Origin of the sequence: Alistipes sp. i18-0019-D1, from assembly GCF_042852885.1 — a bacterium.
Classification (GTDB): Bacteria; Bacteroidota; Bacteroidia; order Bacteroidales; family Rikenellaceae; genus Alistipes.
The window spans coordinates 2108410-2126841 of the sequence record NZ_AP031424.1 but is presented as its reverse complement, the minus strand read 5'-3'; the positions used below and the strand labels follow the sequence as shown (position 1 = coordinate 2126841).

The 18432-nt window shown below is 61.7% G+C and carries 14 protein-coding genes; 12 read left to right on the top strand and 2 right to left on the bottom strand.

The genetic code is table 11. The annotated features are described in order from the left end of the window. The first annotated feature begins 6 nt into the window (after positions 1 to 6). From ACGHP5_RS08785 to ACGHP5_RS08740, 10 genes are all read left to right on the top strand, one after another. On the top strand, positions 7 to 1788 hold the full coding sequence (locus ACGHP5_RS08785; RefSeq protein WP_390566264.1) for a BACON domain-containing protein: 1782 nt from the start codon (positions 7 to 9) through the stop codon (positions 1786 to 1788). A gap of 90 nt (positions 1789 to 1878) precedes the next feature. Continuing rightward, positions 1879 to 3039 (top strand): hypothetical protein, encoded by a 1161-nt coding sequence (locus ACGHP5_RS08780; protein WP_390566262.1) that lies wholly within the window; start codon positions 1879 to 1881, stop codon positions 3037 to 3039. 8 nt (positions 3040 to 3047) lie between these two features. Next, positions 3048 to 4367 carry a glycosyl hydrolase family 28 protein gene (locus tag ACGHP5_RS08775; RefSeq protein WP_337756956.1) on the top strand — a complete coding sequence of 440 codons (1320 nt, stop codon included), beginning with the start codon at positions 3048 to 3050 and terminating at the stop codon, positions 4365 to 4367. Further along, on the top strand, positions 4364 to 5992 hold the full coding sequence (locus ACGHP5_RS08770; RefSeq protein ID WP_390566261.1) for a calcineurin-like phosphoesterase C-terminal domain-containing protein: 1629 nt from the start codon (positions 4364 to 4366) through the stop codon (positions 5990 to 5992). Before ACGHP5_RS08775 ends, ACGHP5_RS08770 begins: the two co-directional genes overlap by 4 nt. A gap of 225 nt (positions 5993 to 6217) precedes the next feature. Next, complete coding sequence (locus tag ACGHP5_RS08765; protein ID WP_390566260.1) at positions 6218 to 6967, top strand: lipopolysaccharide kinase InaA family protein; 750 nt, start codon at positions 6218 to 6220, stop codon at positions 6965 to 6967. A 238-nt stretch (positions 6968 to 7205) separates the two neighbouring features. Beyond that, on the top strand, positions 7206 to 8051 hold the full coding sequence (locus ACGHP5_RS08760; protein ID WP_290532701.1) for a prephenate dehydratase: 846 nt from the start codon (positions 7206 to 7208) through the stop codon (positions 8049 to 8051). Between the two features lie 63 nt (positions 8052 to 8114). Next, a complete protein-coding gene (locus ACGHP5_RS08755) occupies positions 8115 to 9179 on the top strand; it encodes a bifunctional 3-deoxy-7-phosphoheptulonate synthase/chorismate mutase type II (RefSeq protein WP_290532700.1) in 1065 nt (354 codons plus the stop codon). Positions 9180 to 9379: 200 nt separating this feature from the next. Then, positions 9380 to 10060: a response regulator transcription factor gene (locus ACGHP5_RS08750; protein ID WP_295903877.1), complete on the top strand. Its 681-nt coding sequence runs from the start codon at positions 9380 to 9382 to the stop codon at positions 10058 to 10060. Continuing rightward, positions 10038 to 11486 (top strand): sensor histidine kinase, encoded by a 1449-nt coding sequence (locus ACGHP5_RS08745; RefSeq protein WP_390566257.1) that lies wholly within the window; start codon positions 10038 to 10040, stop codon positions 11484 to 11486. The genes ACGHP5_RS08750 and ACGHP5_RS08745 overlap by 23 nt, the downstream gene beginning before the upstream one ends. Before the next feature lie 124 nt (positions 11487 to 11610). Beyond that, positions 11611 to 13836, top strand: a complete 2226-nt coding sequence (locus ACGHP5_RS08740) for an inorganic phosphate transporter (RefSeq protein WP_390566255.1) — start codon at positions 11611 to 11613, stop codon at positions 13834 to 13836. A 318-nt stretch (positions 13837 to 14154) separates the two neighbouring features. Here ACGHP5_RS08740 and ACGHP5_RS08735 read toward each other — a convergent pair whose 3' ends face one another. Then, complete coding sequence (locus ACGHP5_RS08735) at positions 14155 to 14547, bottom strand: DUF2721 domain-containing protein (RefSeq protein WP_290532696.1); 393 nt, start codon at positions 14545 to 14547, stop codon at positions 14155 to 14157. Between the two features lie 230 nt (positions 14548 to 14777). Further along, positions 14778 to 15215, bottom strand: a complete 438-nt coding sequence (locus tag ACGHP5_RS08730) for a PepSY-like domain-containing protein (protein ID WP_290532695.1) — start codon at positions 15213 to 15215, stop codon at positions 14778 to 14780. A 230-nt stretch (positions 15216 to 15445) separates the two neighbouring features. Here ACGHP5_RS08730 and pflB point away from each other — a divergent pair, with 230 nt between their 5' ends. Continuing rightward, positions 15446 to 17674 (top strand): formate C-acetyltransferase, encoded by a 2229-nt coding sequence (pflB, locus tag ACGHP5_RS08725; RefSeq protein WP_390566253.1) that lies wholly within the window; start codon positions 15446 to 15448, stop codon positions 17672 to 17674. Positions 17675 to 17676: 2 nt separating this feature from the next. Continuing rightward, positions 17677 to 18402: a pyruvate formate-lyase-activating protein gene (gene pflA / locus ACGHP5_RS08720; RefSeq protein ID WP_295903886.1), complete on the top strand. Its 726-nt coding sequence runs from the start codon at positions 17677 to 17679 to the stop codon at positions 18400 to 18402. Positions 18403 to 18432 lie beyond the last annotated feature (30 nt).

Below are 18432 nucleotides of genomic sequence, written 5' to 3'. Positions count from 1 at the left end.
GATTTTATGAAAATACACGCTATAATTTCGTTTTTGTGCCTGGCGTCGGTCGCCCTCGGCACATCCTGCAAGGACGACGAAACCGTCTTCCTGCAGCGGAGCCACGATGCGCTCTCGTTCCCGTACCTCAATTCGACGGAGGAGCTGCTCGTCCTGACCAACGGGGCCTGGAAAATCACGCCCAATGACACGTGGATCAGCTGTTCGCCCGCGGAGGGGAACGGCGCGCCGAAAGAGCAGCCGGTGAACATCACCGTCGAGCAGAACGACGGCGCGGAGCGTACCGGCAGCGTCACGCTCTCCGACGGGCTGAAAGAACTGGTCATCCGGATTACGCAGGAGGACGGATTCTTCTCGCTCGGAACTCCCACGGTCGCCTCCAGTTTCGACCTCTACGAGCAGATCACCGACAAGCAGGTGAAAATCCCCTACCGCAAATCGAAGCCGGGCTACAAAGCCGACGTCACGGCGTCGCTCGAAGGCGCCGGCGCCGAAGGCATCGCCATCGAATCGCTCTCGGGATACGAAATGGAGCTGGGCGACGGCGCGATTCCCCTCGCCTTGAGCGGAACCCCGACCAAGAAAGGCCCGATCACGGTCAAGCTGCACGTGGAGATCTCGTCCGTCGCGACCCCCTACGACCTCACAGCCGAGAGCCGCGCCAAACTGGCCGGCGAAGTAACCGTCACGATGTTCAAGCTGCTGCCCCGCCTGGCAGTCCTCGACTGGGGCGACTACGAGAAGGGCACCGGCACGAACTTCAACAACGGCACGCCCCGTTCGTTCAGCTTCGGCCTCGCGCTGGAAGAGGAGGGCGACAACCTGCGCAACTACACCTCGAAGACGACCGACTGGCTCCCGTCGGCAAGCATGTTCTTCGCGCACAACCGCTTCGCCTTCGCCAACCTGAAACCCGGCACGACCTACTGGTTCTGGATCATCGCCCACGAACTGGGGCCCAAGAAGGAGGATTCCGACAAGACGTGGTTCTCGTTCACCACGCCCGAAGAGAACCTGGCGCCGAACGTCATTCTCTACAAGGATTTCGACGACTTCTGGTTCAGAGGCTGTCCGATCTACCAGGCATTCGGTGTCGAAGTCACCAACGCCCAGATCGGCCAGAACATCGATCCCGACGATCCGAACTGCCCGGCAGCCACCGGAAAAATCGTAAACAGCGTCAACTCCACCGACTCGTTCTTCAATTACGCGAGCAGTGCGACCGACAACCGCGGTCCGGTCAAAGCGGCCAAACTGTGGGCCTCCTGGTGGGAAGGCGACACCTACGGCACGGACTACGCCGACGCCGACTACCCCGGCTGGCAGGGTTTCTGGGTCCGCTGCCAGACCGGAGCCGTACTGCTCTCGACCGCATCCGTCTCGGGCTACATCAAGACCCCCAAACTGGCCGGCATCGGCGAAGGGACGGCCGACATCACCGTCACGTGCCACACGGCGCCCTACTTCGAGCCGTACCACTCGTGGGGACAGGACCACGAACAGCACTACATCCAGGTCGAAGGTCCCGGAACCATCACCGACGGAGGCCCGACCAAGACCGAACCGACAGGGGCAGCCACGGCCAATACGGACAAGCAGGTGACCGTGCAGTGCACGACGCATGTGGACAGCAACAAAGTCCCCACAACCGACTACGTAAATCCCACGGAGCACGTGATCAAGATCACCGGAGCCACCAAGGAGACCCGCATCGTGATCGCCGCCCACCCGTACGGGACCAAACACTACCGGCTGTGGATCGACGACATCAAGGTAACGAAAGACTGACAACCGCAAATAATCTGTAATTCGGTTTTATTCGCTATTGCCGCTGAATCGCGGCAATAGCGAATTTACCGCAATAAAAAACAAACCGATATGAAACCGTTGAAATTCATGCTCACTTCGATTCTGGGCCTCGCGCTCTGCACCGCCTGCGGCGGCGACGGCGACGACACCCCCGGTCCCGGCAAACCCGAAGGTCCCGACAAGTCGTCGACCACGGGTATCGACCGGTTCGGCGCCGCGAACATCTTCAGCCGGAACACCTACCTGCCGAACAACACCGCGATGCAGGGCTTCAACCTCGACTCGGACGGCTCGGTCTGGTACACGCAGCTCTCCAGCACGAACCAGGCGCAGCTGAACTGGGTACGCGCACAGCCCAACAAGGGGACCGGCGTGCAAACCGAAAACAAGGACTACATGAAACTCACCTACTTCGGCCACGGGACGAACACCGCTCTCGAAGAGGACGGCACAGACCGCTACCTGTGGGCCGGAGCCTACGGCGTCTGCAACGCCAAGGGCCAGTACTGGAACGAAAAGCTGGTGGGGCGCGTCAAATACGTGAAGGGAGCCACCGTCAAGACCAGCGAGTGCAACGACTATTACTACATCGGCGACTACACCGACCTGCACCCCTCGATCGATGCCGAGAACGACCTGCTGACGATCAACTACGGCGACAGCAAGAATTCGTCCTACCGGTGCTTCGTCGTTTACAAGCTGAGCGAGGCGAAAAAGGCCCCGATGACCAACGTAACGATCACCTGCACCGACGGCTTCCAGACCGACAGACCCGCTTCGACCAACCCGGTCAGCGTGGTGGTGCGCTGCCACGACCTCACGACGCTGACGCCCGTCGCCCGGCCGCGCTTCCTCAAGACGGGATACGGCGCGAGCGGCGCCACCTACTACGACTGGCAGGGCTACGACGTCCACAAAAACCGGCTTTACTACACCGAGGGGCAGTCGAACTACAACCTCTTCGGGTCGTTCTACTCGGGCAGCTCGTACGCCTACGTCACGGTGTTCGACTTCGAGGGCAACATCGTCGAGGAGCGGACGCAGGTGGCCGTCGTGTCGGACAAGGATAAGCTGACGGAGATCGGCGTCTCGGTGTTCGGGACGCTCGAAGCCGAGGGCATCAAGGTCTACAAGGACAAACTCTACCTGGGCTACACGGCCCGCGGAATCGCAGCCGACAATACGAACCACTACCAGAACATCTTCGTATTCGACCCCTCTTCGAAATAATACGCCTTATGAAAATCCGTATCCGAAAAAAACTTTGCTGCGCGCTGCTGCTGGCAACGGCCGCAGCGGCCGAGGGCTTCGCCCGGGGACCGGTCACGCCCAATGACTTTGCGGGAAGCGACACCCGGCGCATCCGGCTGGCGGTCGAGGCAGCGAAAGGAACGACCAATTCGGTCACCATTCCGCGCCTGAACGCCAACGGCTCGACCGTCTGGATGATCGACAGCGCCATCCTGCTGCCGTCGGGCATGACCGTCATCCTGGACAACTGCACCCTGCAACTCTCCGACAGCTGCCGCGACAATATGTTCCGCAGCGACAACGTGGGTATCGGCATCGCCGACCCGGCGTGGAACGAAAACATCGCCATCATCGGCGTAGGGAGCGCTGTGCTCAAGGGCGCCGCCAACCCGCGCGCCACGGGCGACGGGCTGCGCAACCTGAGCCTGAACCCCGCTCCCAACCACAACAAGGACCGCAGCAGTTACGGAACCGACGCGGGCCGGATCGGGCGGAAGCAGAAGTCCGACTGGCGGAACTTCATGATCCTGATGGCCTACGTGAAAGGCTTCGAACTGAAGAACGTGCGCATCGAGTACGCCCACACCTGGGCGGTCACCTGCGAGCGGGTCCACCACGCCGAGATTTCGAACATCCGCCTCTACACGCCGCAGTACCGCTACGTCGGCGGGGAACGGAAGCACACGTTCAACAACGACGGCATCGATCTGCGCGAAGGATGCAAATACTTCCGCATCGACGACATCACATCGGTCAACGGCGACGACTGCATCGCCCTCTCGGCGCTCGACATGGGCCCGGAGTACCACACCAACGGCAACGTCGATTCGTTCCAGGTGACCTCGACCCGGCACAGCGGCCCGGAGGACGACATCGAACACGTCTACATCACCAACGTCAAGACCAACTACACGGGCGTCGCCCTGCGCGCCAGCGACAACGCGAGCATCCACCACGTCTACATCGACGGCGTGATCACGGCGGCGGACCCCACCGTCACGCCGCCCTACGCCGGCAGCCCGTACGTCATCCTGGTCGGCAACCGCGCCTACGGGAAGCCCTCGGAAAAGCACCGGATTCACGACATCTACGTGATGAACGTCATCGGCGACGGACTCCGGCTGATCGACGTCAAATCGCCCGTCGCCGACTGCGTGTTCATGAACGCCGTCTACACCGGAGACAAGGCCCCCGCAGCCGTCACCTACCGGGAAGGCATCCGCGAACAATGCGTCAACATACAGGAAATCAATCTGGTCAAAGCGCCTTCCGGCGGCGGCAAAACCCTCGACGCGAACCGGAAATGATACCATTCGTCAGAAAATACGCCGCAGCGCTCGCCGTGCTGGCCCTCTCGGCCTGCCAGGCCCGGGCCGCAGGGCCGCAGGACCCCGCCGCGGGATCGCTCACGGGACGCATCGCCTTGGACGACGGAACGCCCCTGGCCGGTGTGGTCGTTTCCGACGGTGTGCGGGTCACGCAGACCGACGCGGAGGGAATGTATGCGCTCAATTCGGACAAGGAACTGGGCTACGTCTTCGTCTCGATCCCTTCGGGGTACATGGCCGCCGTCGACGCCACCGCCATCCCGCAGTTCTTCGCCTACACGGCAAAGCCCGCGGAGGAGAGCGAACGGCACGACTTCACGCTGACACCCGTGGAGAACACCCGCCACACGCTTATCGCCGCCACCGACCACCACCTCGCCGACCGCGAATCGCTCGACGTCGGGCAGTTCACGGCCGAAGGGGGCTTCATCGACGACGTGAAGGCCACAGCCGCGGCGGCTTCGTCGCCCGTCTACTCGATCTGCATGGGCGACATGAGCTGGGACGAGTACTGGCACAAACACGGCTTCATGCTCCCCGATTTCCGCCGCCTCTACGCGCGCCACACCTTCCCCTGTCCGGTTTTCAACGCCATGGGCAACCACGACAACGACCCCTGGTGCGCTTCGGACCAGGAGGCTTCGGCAGCCTTCCGCCGCGAGATCGGGCCGACCTACTATTCGTTCAACCTCGGCGAGGTGCATTATGTCGTGCTGGACAACATCGTCTACGTCAACACCGGGGGCCGGGAGGGGGCGATCGGGAAACTCGACTACGAAGTGCGCGTCGACCAGCGCCAGCTGGAGTGGCTCAAGGCCGACCTCGGGACCGTCGCCGACAGGAGCGCACCGCTGGTGGTCGTCATGCACGCCCAGCTGCACTGGTGGCAGCGAAGCGGGAACGGCGTCGCGTGGAAATACGCCTTCACGCGCGATGCCGACCAGCTGGTAAGCACCCTTACGGGTTTCCGCGAAGTGCACCTCGTCACGGGCCACTCGCACATGAATTTCCGCCTGCTGAACGGCAACCTCCGCGAGCACAACATCGCGGCGACGAGCGGCACATGGTGGTGGACCGGGCAGATCCACGGCGACTGTGCGATCAACACCTGCCTCGACGGTTCGCCCGGCGGCTACGAGGTTTTCGAGGTCGACGGACGCGACATCCGCTGGCACTACAAGGGCATCGGCCTGGAGGACGGCTGCCAGTTCCGGGCCTACGACATGAACGAGGTGCTGAAAAACGAACGCATCCGCTCCTCGGGCGACTTCACGGCCGAAGGGACCGCCGGCGGAATGAACGACGCCTACGGTGAAAACGACATCCTCGTGAACATCTGGGGCTGGCAGCCCGACTGGACCGTCCGCGTGACGGAAAACGGGCGCGAACTCCGGGGCGTGCGCGTCATCGGCAAGGACCCGCTGCACAAGATCACCTACACGCGCAGCACCAAACCGTTCCAGACGGCCTACAACCCCCACATGTGGCGTTACCGCGCCTCGGGGCCTTCGACGACCGTCCGCATCGAGGTCACCGACTCGTTCGGCCGCACCTCCGCGGAGACGATGACACGCCCCAAGGCGTTTCACATCCGGATGAGATAAACCGGGAAAAAGGGCGGAAGAAATTCCGCTCTTTTTTTGCATCCGTTACGATTCCGTTTCAGGCCCGCCCGGAAACCGCGCCCGAACGGCAGGGAAAAAGCGCGCCTCCCGCACGCCACCCGATGAAATTCGCATTTCTTTTCCGTTTCAGGACAACTTAACAATCAAACAGGACTAACGCCATGCGCCGCGGGTGCGTACCTTTGCTGCGGAAAAAACATCGCAATGCACATTCACGTCAATACAGCCACGGAACACCTGCGGGATTTCACCCAACGCCTGCCCGAACTCTTCGACCGGGAAGGCGAGGTCCTGCACACGGGGCGCAACACGATCAAAGCCTTCGAGGTGGAGGGCGAACGGCTGGCCGTCAAGCGGTTCAAGCGCCCGAATCTGCTGCGGGCCGTCATCTACACCTTCTTCCGCCGGAGCAAGGCCCGCCGCTCGTACGAACACGCCGTGCGGCTCCGGGCGCTGGACGTCGACTCGCCCGAACCCGTCGCATGGAGCGAATACCGCCGCCACGGGCTGCTCTGCGACAGCTACTACGTCTCGCGGTGCTCCGACTACACCCCGCTATCGCAGACCACCGCACACTTCCCCGCGGCGGGAACCCTGCCCGTGCTGGAGGCCTTCGCCCGCTTCGCCGTGCAGCTCCACGAGAAAGGCATCGAGCACCGGGACTTCAACCACGGCAACATCCTCTGGAACCGCACCCCCGCCGGCGCCTACCGCTTCCAGCTGATCGACATCAACCGCATGCATTTCGACGATAGGCCACTATCGTCGCGCGCCTGCATGATCAACCTCCGGCGGTTGTCCTGCCCCGCCGTGGCGTTCCTCTACATCCTCGACCGCTACGCCGAAACGCGCGGATGGAATGTCGACGACACACTGCTGCGAGGAACCTTTTTCCGGCTGGCATTCGGCCGCCGCAAACAGCTGCGCAAGCGGTTCCGGCACCGCAAGGGCTGATTTTTTCGCAAAAAAATGCGGCGGACGTTTGGTTTTACGGATTATTTCGCTACATTTGCCGACGATAAAAGCTATCGAATGATGAGAGCATACGGTTTTGCATACTATTTTTATTACTTTTTCTTTTATAGCAAGGGAAAAAGCGGGATCGCATGCAATTAACTGTATACAGATAGTATAGATTAATATGACACGAAAATCCCGCTCGGTTGAGCGGGATTTTCTTTTTCAAACCATTATGGAACAGATCGCAATACAGGGCATCGCGGGATGCTATCACGAAACGGCGGCGCGCGGCTACTTCGCAGACCGGGAAATAGAGGTGCTGCCCTGCCTGAGTTTCGACGAGTTGTTCGCCCGTATGGCCGCCGATCCGGCGCTGCTGGGCATCGCGGCCATCGAAAACACCATCGCCGGCAGCCTGCTGCCCAACCACGAACTCCTGCAGCAGAGCCACGCCCGGATCATCGGCGAACAGAAACTCCGCATCTCGCACGTCCTGGCGGCTCTCCCCGGGCAGACGCCCGACGACATCTCGGAAGTCCGCTCGCACCCGATCGCCCTGATGCAGTGCGGCGATTTCCTGAAAACCCGCCCCGGCATGAAGATCGTCGAGAGGGACGACACCGCAGGCAGCGCGCGCGAAATCGCCGAAGGACGCCTCGCAGGCACGGCGGCCATCTGCGGCGCCGACGCCGCCCGCCTCTACGGACTCGAAATCCTCCGGCGGGGCATCGAAACCAACAAGCACAACTTCACACGCTTCCTCCTGCTCGCCGACGAACGCCGCGCCGCGGAATTCGCCGATCCGGCCCACACCGACAAAGCCTCGCTGCTCTTCACCCTTTCGCACACCCAGGGAAGCCTCTCCAAAGTGCTCACCGTCCTCTCGTTCTACGACATCAACCTCACCAAAATACAGTCGCTGCCCATCATCGGACGCGAGTGGGAATACCGCTTCTACGTCGACGTGACGTTCGACGATCGGGTGCGTTACCGGCAGGCCATCGACGCCGCACGGCCCCTCACCAGCGACTTCCGCATCCTCGGAGAATACGCCGAATGCCCCAACCCCGCGATCTGACGCCCCGGGCCGCAAACAGCAGGAAAAAGAAAAGACACTAAAAAAACAAAAAATAACGCAATCATGAACGACATTCAACCCATCACACTCCCGGGAATCGATCCCCGGCGCCCCCTGGTAATCGCAGGCCCGTGCAGCGCCGAAACCGAAGAACAGGTCCTCGACACGGCCCGCTCGCTGGCTGCCGAAGGCATCCGCATCTGCCGCGCCGGACTCTGGAAACCCCGCACCAAACCCGGCGGCTTCGAAGGTGTCGGAGAGACGGGCATCCCCTGGCTCCAGCGCGTGAAGCGCGAAACGGGCATGTACACCTCGACCGAAGTGGCCACCCGCGAACACGTCGCCGCGGCGCTGAAAGGCGGCGTCGACCTGCTGTGGATCGGCGCACGCACGGCGGCCAACCCCTTCGCCATGCAGGAGATCGCCGACGCCCTGCGCGGGGCGGACGTCCCGGTGCTGGTGAAAAACCCCGTCAGCCCCGACCTCGAACTGTGGATCGGCGCCATCGAGCGCATCTACAACGCCGGCATCCGCCGTATCGGGGCCATCCACCGCGGATTCACGTCGATCGACAAGAGCCTCTACCGCAACCACCCGATGTGGGCCATCCCCATCGAGCTGCACCGACGCCTGCCCCGCCTGCCGATCTTCTGCGATCCGAGCCACATCGGAGGCAAGCGCGAGCTGATCGCCCCCCTGTCGCAGCAGGCCATGGACCTCGGGTTCGACGGGCTGATCATCGAAGCCCACTGCTCGCCCGACTGCGCCTGGAGCGACAAGGCCCAGCAGGTGACGCCCGAAGCGCTGGCCTACATCATCCGCAACCTGGTGATCCGCGACGAGTCGATCACCACCGAGAGCCTCACCGAGCTGCGTTCGCAGATCGACAAACTCGACGACCAGCTGCTCGAACTGCTCTCGCGCCGCATGCGCGTCTCGCGCGACATCGGGCAGTACAAAAAGGAGCACAACATGCCCGTACTGCAAACACAGCGTTACGAGGAGCTGCTGGCACGCCGCGCCGGACAGGCCGAGCAGATGGGCATGGACCGCGAGTTCATGCGCACCGTCCTGCAGGCCATCCACGAGGAGTCGATCCGCCAGCAGATGGAGGTGCTGGGTAGATAGTTTTTTCCGCATCACCCGAAACGAAAGGCTCCCGGTCGCCGGGGGCCTTTCGGGTTTTCGCAGACATCCGGAAAAGGCTCCTCGCGCCTTTCGGCCGCAAAGAGCATGAGAAAATATTACATTTCGGTTAAATGTCATGCCGGGGACACGTAACATCGGTGAATGTTACGTAAATTTGCCGCGGACCCAAACCCGCATGTATGGCAAAACACAAAATCCTGGTGGTCGACGACGAAGAGTCGCTGTGCGAAATCCTGCAATTCAACCTCGAAGTCGAGGGCTACGAGGCCGACGTGGCTTACAGCGCCGAGCAGGCTCTCCGGATGCATCCCGAACGCTATTCGCTGATCCTGCTGGACGTCATGATGGGCGACATGAGCGGCTTCAGAATGGCGCAGCTCCTGAAAGCCGATCCCGAAACGGCCGGGGTTCCCGTGATCTTCTGCACCGCGAAGGACTCCGAGGACGACACGGTGGCCGGACTGAACATCGGAGCCGACGACTACATCGCCAAACCCTTTTCGGTCCGCGAAGTGCTGGCCCGCGTGCGCAGCGTGCTGCGCCGCACGTCCGCCGCACGCACCGAATCCGAAAGCATCCGCTTCGAAGGACTGGAGATGGACCTCCGGCGCAAAGTCTGCACGCTCGACGGCAAGGAATTGCAACTCACCAAGAAAGAGTTCGAAATCCTGGCTCTGCTGCTCTCGAACCGCGGCGTGATCTTTTCGCGCGAGGAGATCCTGCGCCGCATCTGGAGCGACGAGGTGATCGTTCTCGACCGTACGGTCGACGTGAACATCACGCGCCTGCGCCGTAAAATCGCCCCCTACGGAGACCACATCGTAACGCGCCTGGGCTATGGCTACGGTTTTGAGGAATAAATTCTCCTACCACCGGCGGCTGTTCCTGCTGCTGCTCGTCTTTTCATGGACGCTGGTGGGGTGCTTCATCCTTTTCCAGTACGGGCGCGAAAAGCACTTCAAGGCCGAGCGGCTCGACGCGCAGTTGCAGCTTTTCAACCTGCGGATGCTCGACGCCGTGAAGGCAGGCACGCCGCCCGACGCCTTCATCTCCCGCCCCGGCGCGCCCTGCGAAGAACTGCGGGTGACGCTGATCGACCCGGCGGGACACGTCGTATTCGACAATTCGCTCGACACGCTGCCCGGCGCGAACCACCTCGGCCGTCCCGAGGTCGCCGCGGCGCTGGCCCGCGGTACGGGTTACACCATCCGCCGCCACTCCGAAAGCACCGACCGCAACTATTTCTACTCGGCCATGCGGGGCGAGCACTACATCGTCCGTTCGGCCGTGCCCTACTCCGTGCCGCTGGGCGAAATACTGGCCGCCGACCGCGAATTTCTCTGGTTCATGCTGGGCGTGACGCTGCTGATGAGCGTGGCGGGCTACTTCGCCACACGCCGCCTGGGCCAGAACATCACCCGGCTGAACGAATTCGCCGAACGGGCCGAGCGGGGCCAACGGACCGACGACCTCCCGGCATTCCCCCACGACGAACTGGGCGAAATATCGAGCCACATCATCCGCCTCTACGCCCGCCTGCAGAAAACCACCGCCGACCGCGACCGCGAGCACGCCCTCGCGTTGCACGAGGAGCAGGAGAAGATACGCATCAAGAAACAGCTCACCAACAACATCAACCACGAGCTGAAGACCCCCGTGGCGGCGATTCAGGGCTATCTGGAAACACTGCTGGCCAACCCGTCGCTCGACGCGCAAAGACGCACGGACTTCCTGGAAAAAAGCATCGCACAGACCGAGCGCCTGCGCCGCCTGCTGGCCGACATCTCGACCATCACGCGCATAGACGAAGCCAGCCAGCTGATCCAGAAGGAGCGCGTCGTGCTGAACGACCTGATCGCCGAGGTCACGGCCGACATGGAGCTGAAACCCGCCGACCAGCGGCTGCGGGTGAACATCGACTTCCCGCAGCAGGTCGAAATCGTCGGCAGCCCGTCGCTGCTGGCGTCGATATTCCGCAACCTCGCGGACAACGCCTCGGCCTATTCCGGCGGACGCGACATCTTCATCCGGCTGCTTTCCGACACCCCCGAAGAGTGCACGATCTCGTTCGCCGACAACGGCATCGGCATCGGCGAGGAGCACCTGCCGCACATCTTCGAACGCTTCTACCGTATCGACAAGGGCCGCTCGCGCAAGCAGGGCGGCACGGGGCTGGGGCTGGCGATCGTCAAAAACGCCGTCATGATTCACGGCGGCACGATCACGGCCCGCGAACGCGAACGCGGCGGGCTGGAGTTCGTCTTCACCTTAAAGAAACACAGCTAGTCCCGGGCGACGGCCCGGAACGGAAGGGGATCCTCCCGTTATTTTCACCCCGGTGCAACAACGCCGTAACGGTTTTGTAACATCCGTTTCTGAACTTTGTACCGGTAAAAAACCAATACGAATTATGTCCCCGCTATTCACCGCAATCGTCGTCATCCTGGCCCTGCTGGCCGTGATGGGCATCGTCGTGGGCGTCGCCAACGACGCCGTCAACTTCCTCAACTCGGCCCTCGGCTCGAAAGTCGCCCCGCGCCGCGTGATCCTCTGGGTCGCAGCCGCCGGCATCCTCATCGGCACGCTCACGTCGAGCGGTATGATGGAGGTGGCCCGCAGCGGCGTCTTCTACCCCGGACAGTTCTCCTTTCAGGAGATCATGATGCTGTTTCTGGGCATGATGCTGGGCAACGTGCTGCTGCTGGACCTCTACAACACGCTGGGGCTGCCCACCTCGACCACCGTGTCGATGGTCTTCGGCCTGCTGGGCGCCGCCGTCGCCGCAGCCCTGTTCCGCATCGCCGGCGACCCGGGAACCTCTTTGCAGGACCTCTCGCAGTTCATCAACACGGGCAAAGCCATGGTCATCATCGCGGCGATCCTGTTGTCGGTGGCGCTGGCCTTCGTGGCCGGGACGCTTTTCATGTACATCTCGCGCCTCGTCTTCTCGTTCCGCTACGCCGCCGTCTTCCGCCGCTGGGGAGCCGTCTGGTGCGGCATCTCGCTGGCCGGAATCCTCTACTTCGCGCTGTTCAAGGGGCTGAAAAGCTCGGGACTGATTCCGACCTCCGTTTCGGCGTACGTCGGCGACCACGTCCTCGTGACGCTCCTCGCATTCTGGGCCGCGGCGTCGCTCCTCCTCTACATTTTCCAGCGCATGCGGCTCAACATCATGCGCATCACGATCCTGTCGGGAACCTTCTCGCTGGCACTGGCCTTCGCGGGCAACGACCTGGTGAACTTCATCGGCGTGCCGCTGGCCGGGTACGACGCCTGGCGCATCGCCGGGGAAGCGGGCAGCGAAACGATGATGATGGGGGCGCTCGAAGCTCCCGCCCGAGCGAACTTCCTGCTGCTGGGCATTTCGGGCATCATCATGGTGCTGACGCTCTTCTTTTCGAAAAAATCGCAGCACGTCACCGAAACCGAACTGTCGCTGGCCTCGCAGCACGAGGGCGACGAGCGCTTCGGCTCGACCCTCATCTCGCGCAGCCTGGTGCGCGCGACGCTGGTGATGAACACGATGTGGACGGGATTGATTCCGGCACGGGTGCAGAAGGCCATCGACCGGCGCTTCGAACCGCTCCCCGCCGAGGAGCGCTCGTCGGCCCCCTACGACATGGTCCGCGCCGTGGTGAACCTCACCGCCGCGTCGATCCTGATCGCCATCGCCACCTCCTACAAACTCCCGCTGTCGACGACCTACGTGGTCTTCATGGTGGCTATGGGTTCGTCGCTCGCCGACCGCTCGTGGGGCCGTGAAAGCGCCGTCTACCGCATCACGGGCGTGATGGCCGTCATCTCGGGATGGTTCATCACGGCGCTGGGCGGATTCCTCATCGCGCTGGCCGTGACGGCCCTGCTGCTGTGGGGCGGATGGATCGCCGTGGCCGCCCTCACGGCGCTCTGCGCCTGGCTGCTCGTCCGCAGCCACCTCAAGACGCCCCAACTGAAGGAGGAGGCCGAGAAGGCCCTGCTGCCGCTCGAAACGGCCGAAACCCCCGACGAGGTGCTGTGCGCCTGCATCGGCGAGGTCTGCACGACGATGCAGGAGGTCACGCGCATCTACAACCGCACGCTGGTCGCCGTCTTCAAGGAGAACCGCAAGGTGCTCAAAGAGATGGTCCGCGACTCGAACCGCCTCTTCGAGGAGGCCCGCACCCGCAAATACAACGTCATGCCCACGCTGCGCCGCCTGCAGCAGTGCGACATCGACACGGGGCACTTCTACGTGCAGGTCACGGACTACCTCTCGGAGGTGACCAAAGCCCTGATCCACATCACGCGCCCGGCATTCGAACACATCGACAACAACCACGAAGGCATGTCGAAGGAGCAGATCGTTGACCTGATGCGCGTGAACGACCAGGTGGAGGCGATCTTCGACAAGATCAACGCCATGCTGGCGACGAAGGATTTCTCGGAACTCGACCTGGTGCTCGAATTGCGCGACAAGCTCTTCGACACGATCGTGGAGGCGATCAAGAGCCAGCTGCGGCGCATCAACGACTCCCCGTCGGGCAGTACCCGCGCCGGAGTGCTCTACCTCACGATCCTCAACGAGACGAAGACGATGATGCTCCAGTCGCGCAACCTGCTCAAATCGCAGCAATATTTCCTGGAGGCCAAGAAATAACGCCGTCATACGGACAGTTCTCGCAAGCCGTCCTTTGCACAAGAAGGCTTCAGAAAGCACCGTGCAACGGAAATGTAACGGGGCCGTCATTTCGCTGAAACGACGGCCCCGTATCTTTGCAATGTGAAAACCGGAGAACCGGATTCACAAGCTGGTTTTAGGTTACATAAGTAGGTTAGTGGGAGATGCAGTGACGGGACGTCGCGGCATCTTCATTTTTCAAGCGGGTATGCTTGAAAATGAAGCCGCCGCCGGCAGCATACCGACAATCCCTCTAAATCTCCCTTTGAAAAAGAAGACTTAAACAGACACGACGTCTTACCTCTCCATATCTTTCAGGTGAATCTCCAATGCCTTTACCGAAATCTGGATCTCCCAAAGCGAAACGCCCAGCGAAGCGATCAGAAGCAGCAGCGCCAGCCCGAAAACATAGGCCGAAAGCAGAACCAGTCCCACATAAAGCAGAAACATCGTCACCACGCAGAGAAACAGGCTCGAGACGCCCAGCGCCTGCATCGTGCGCGTGAGGTGGAGCCGGCGGCGGAGGTTGTCGATCTGCGCGCGCGTCACCTTCGAAGGGTGCTGCAAATGCTGCTCCTTGAGCGTGCGCACCAGCTGGGCATAGGAGAGGAACCGGTTGGTGTAGGCCAGCAGGATCAGCGACACGGCCGAAAACAGCAGAGCGGGAGTCGTAAGGGTGAGTTCTTCCATCGTCGTCGGGGTATTATGATACCAAAGATACGAAAAAGCCGGACATACCGGAACCCGAATTGCAGGCGGTCCGGTAAAACCTTCCGGCAGACAAAAGGGTCGTTACGACCCCAAAGATACGAAAAAGCCGGATGAGTGCAAAACAGAATTGCGCGGACAAAAAAAGCGGCGGGACCCGGGGACCGGATGCGCAACTCAAATCCCCGGGCCGTAATCCGCCGCATCAGACGTCAGCGATCCGTTTCGACCAGCCGGAACTTGCGGTTGAATTTCAGTTCCAGTCCGTTGTCGAGGGTGATCTCATGGTTGCGGCCGTCGCGTTCGACACCCCGGACGTGGCGCCCCGGATAGTTCGCAGCCACGAATTTCAGGATCGGCTGCGGAACCAGCCCGTCGGGCACGACGCCGTTCGGACGCTCGACGTCGGTCCATTCGCCGCGGGCGTCGAAATCGATCTTCGTGCCGTCGGCCAGCTTCACCTCGTAACTCGGGGCCATGCCCTTCTCCATCATCGCGGAGGTCACCTCGATGTCGCGGAAATATTTGTCGACCAGCGTACGCGCCGCATCGGGCAGTTCGTGCATCCTGACCGGAACTTCATCACCGTCGGCGAATACCGCCGTCGCAAAAAGCCCCGCTCCCAGCAGGGCAATCCAGAATTTTTTCATTGTTTTTTCGTATTTATACACTCCGGCTCCTGCAAAAGCAGGGCCACAAACGTCACAATGCCTTCTTGTAACTATCGCACGTCCCGAAAAGCCCCGTCAATACCTGATCGTAGGTATTTTTTAAATTTTTATAAAAATTTGTAACCACTCTTTGGTCGGTGTGAAAAAAATAACGTATCTTTGCCGACCGAAATAGGACAATTATAATCTCAAAACGAACAATATCATCTATGGAACTGAACAAAACCTTTATCGACGGGCTTTGGAGCAAAGAGATCAACGTGACAAGCTTCGTACAGACAAACATCACCCCCTACCTGGGCGACGCCTCGTTCCTCGCAGGACCTACCGAGCGTACGAAGCACATCTGGAACCTCTGTCTCAAAGCCCTCGAAGAGGAGCGTCAGCATAACGGCGTCCGAAAGCTGGACAACAAGACCGTTTCGACCGTCACCTCGCACAAGGCCGGCTACATCGACCGCGAAAACGAACTGATCGTGGGCCTGCAGACCGACGAACTGCTCAAGCGCGCCATCAAGCCCTTCGGCGGCATCAACGTCGTGTCGCGCGCCTGCAAGGAGAACGGCGTGGAGGTCGACGAAAAGGTGAAAGACATCTTCACCCACTACCGCAAGACGCATAACGACGGGGTTTTCGACGTCTACACCGAGGAGATCCGCTCGTTCCGCTCGCTGGGCTTCCTGACGGGTCTTCCCGACAACTACGCCCGCGGCCGCATCATCGGCGACTACCGCCGTCTGGCCCTCTACGGAACCGACCGCCTGATCGAAGCCAAGCAGGAGGATCTGCGCAGCCTCACCGGCCCGATGACCGACGCCCGCATCCGCCTGCGCGAAGAGGTCGCCGAGCAGATCAAGGCCCTGAAAGACATCCGCACGATGGGCGAATACTACGGACTGGACCTCAGCCGCCCGGCGCATTCGGCGCAGGAGGCCGTGCAGTGGGTCTACATGGCCTACCTGGCCGCCGTCAAGGAGCAGGACGGAGCCGCCATGTCGCTGGGCAACGTCTCGTCGTTCCTCGACATCTTCATCGAATACGACCTCGCGCACGGCACGATCGACGAATCGTTCGCCCAGGAGCTGATCGACCAGTTCGTTATCAAGCTGCGCATGGTGCGCCACCTGCGCATGCAGTCCTACAACGACATCTTCGCCGGCGACCCCACGTGGGTGACCGAAGCCATCGGCGGACGCTTCAACGACGGCCGCACGAAGGTGACGAAGACCTCGTTCCGCTTCCTGCAGACGCTCTACAACCTCGGTCCTTCGCCCGAGCCGAACCTCACGATTCTCTGGAGCCCCGAGCTGCCGCAGGGATTCAAGGACTTCTGCGCCAAGGTTTCGGCCGACACCAGCTCGATCCAGTACGAGAACGACGACCTGATGCGTGAGGTCCGCCATTCGGACGACTACGGCATCGCCTGCTGCGTGTCGTTCCAGGACATCGGCCGCCAGATCCAGTTCTTCGGCGCCCGCACCAACCTGGCCAAGGCCCTGCTGCTGGCCATCAACGGCGGACGCTGCGAGAACACCGGCACGCTGATGGTCAAGGGTATTCCGGCCCTGTCAGAAGGCCCGCTGCGCTTCGAGGAGGTGATGCGCAACTACAAGATGGTGCTCAAGGAGATCGCCCGTATCTACAACGAGGCCATGAACATCATCCACTACATGCACGACAAGTACTACTACGAGAAGGCCCAGATGGCGTTCGTCGACACCGATCCCCGCATCAACCTCGCCTACGGCGTGGCCGGACTCTCGATCGCCCTCGACTCGCTCTCGGCCATCAAATACGCCCGCGTGACGCCCCGCCGCAACGCCGAAGGGCTCACCGAGGCCTTCGACATCGAGGGTGAATTCCCCTGCTACGGCAACAACGACGACCGTGTCGACCACCTGGGCGTGGACCTCGTCTACTACTTCAGCGAGGAGCTGAAGAAGCTGCCCGTCTACAAGAACGCCCGCCCGACGCTGTCGCTGCTCACGATCACCTCGAACGTGATGTACGGCAAGAAGACCGGCGCGACGCCCGACGGACGCCTCAAGGGCGTGGCCTTCGCCCCCGGAGCCAACCCGATGCACGGCCGCGACAAGAGCGGCGCCATCGCCTCGCTCGCCTCGGTGGCCAAGATGCGCTACCGCGACTCGCAGGACGGTATTTCGAACACCTTCTCGATCGTGCCCAAATCGCTCGGTCCGACGGCCGAGGACCGTATCGAGAACCTCGTTACGATGCTCGACGGCTACTTTACGAAGGGTGCCCACCACCTGAACGTCAACGTGCTGAACCGCGAGATGCTCGAAGACGCCATGGAGCACCCCGAGAAATACCCGCAGCTTACGATCCGCGTCTCGGGCTATGCCGTGAACTTCACGAAGCTGAGCCGCGAGCACCAGCTCGAAGTCATCAGCCGGAGTTTTCACGAACGGATGTAATCATGCTTCGTGTACATTCTTACGAATCGATGGGAACATTCGACGGGCCGGGACTCCGGCTCGTCGTTTTCCTGCAAGGCTGCAATTTCCGCTGCCTCTACTGCGCCAATCCCGACACGATCGAGGCCGGGGAGGGCACACCGACCGACCCCGCGGAGATACTCCGCATGGCCGTCGACCAGAAACCGTTCTTCGGACGGCGCGGCGGCGTGACCTTCTCGGGCGGGGAACCCACCTTCCAGGCCGCGGAACTCGTTCCGCTCGTAAAAGCGTTGAAGGAGGCGGGCATCCACGTCTGCATCGACACGAACGGCGGGGTGTGGAACCAGGCCGTCGAGGAACTGCTGGGGCTGGTCGATCTCGTCCTGCTCGACGTCAAGCAGGCCGACCCTGCACGCCACCGCGCCCTCACCGGGCGCGAGAACACCCAGACGCTCCGCACGGCCGCCTGGCTCGAAGCCCACAAAAAACCCTTCTGGCTGCGTTACGTGCTGGTCCCGGGTTACAGCGATGCCGAGGCCGACATCCGCACGCTGGGCGAACGCCTCGGCGGCTACGCGTCGGTCGAGCGGGTCGAACTGCTCCCCTACCACACCCTCGGAGTCCACAAATACGAGGCGATGGGGCTGGAATACAAACTCCGCGACGTGCGGGAAAACACCCCCGGACAACTCGACCGCGCCGCAGCCCTGCTGCGCGAATACTTCCCCACGGTAGTAGTCAACTGATCGGGATTCCGATCCTCCGGGACAAAGGGT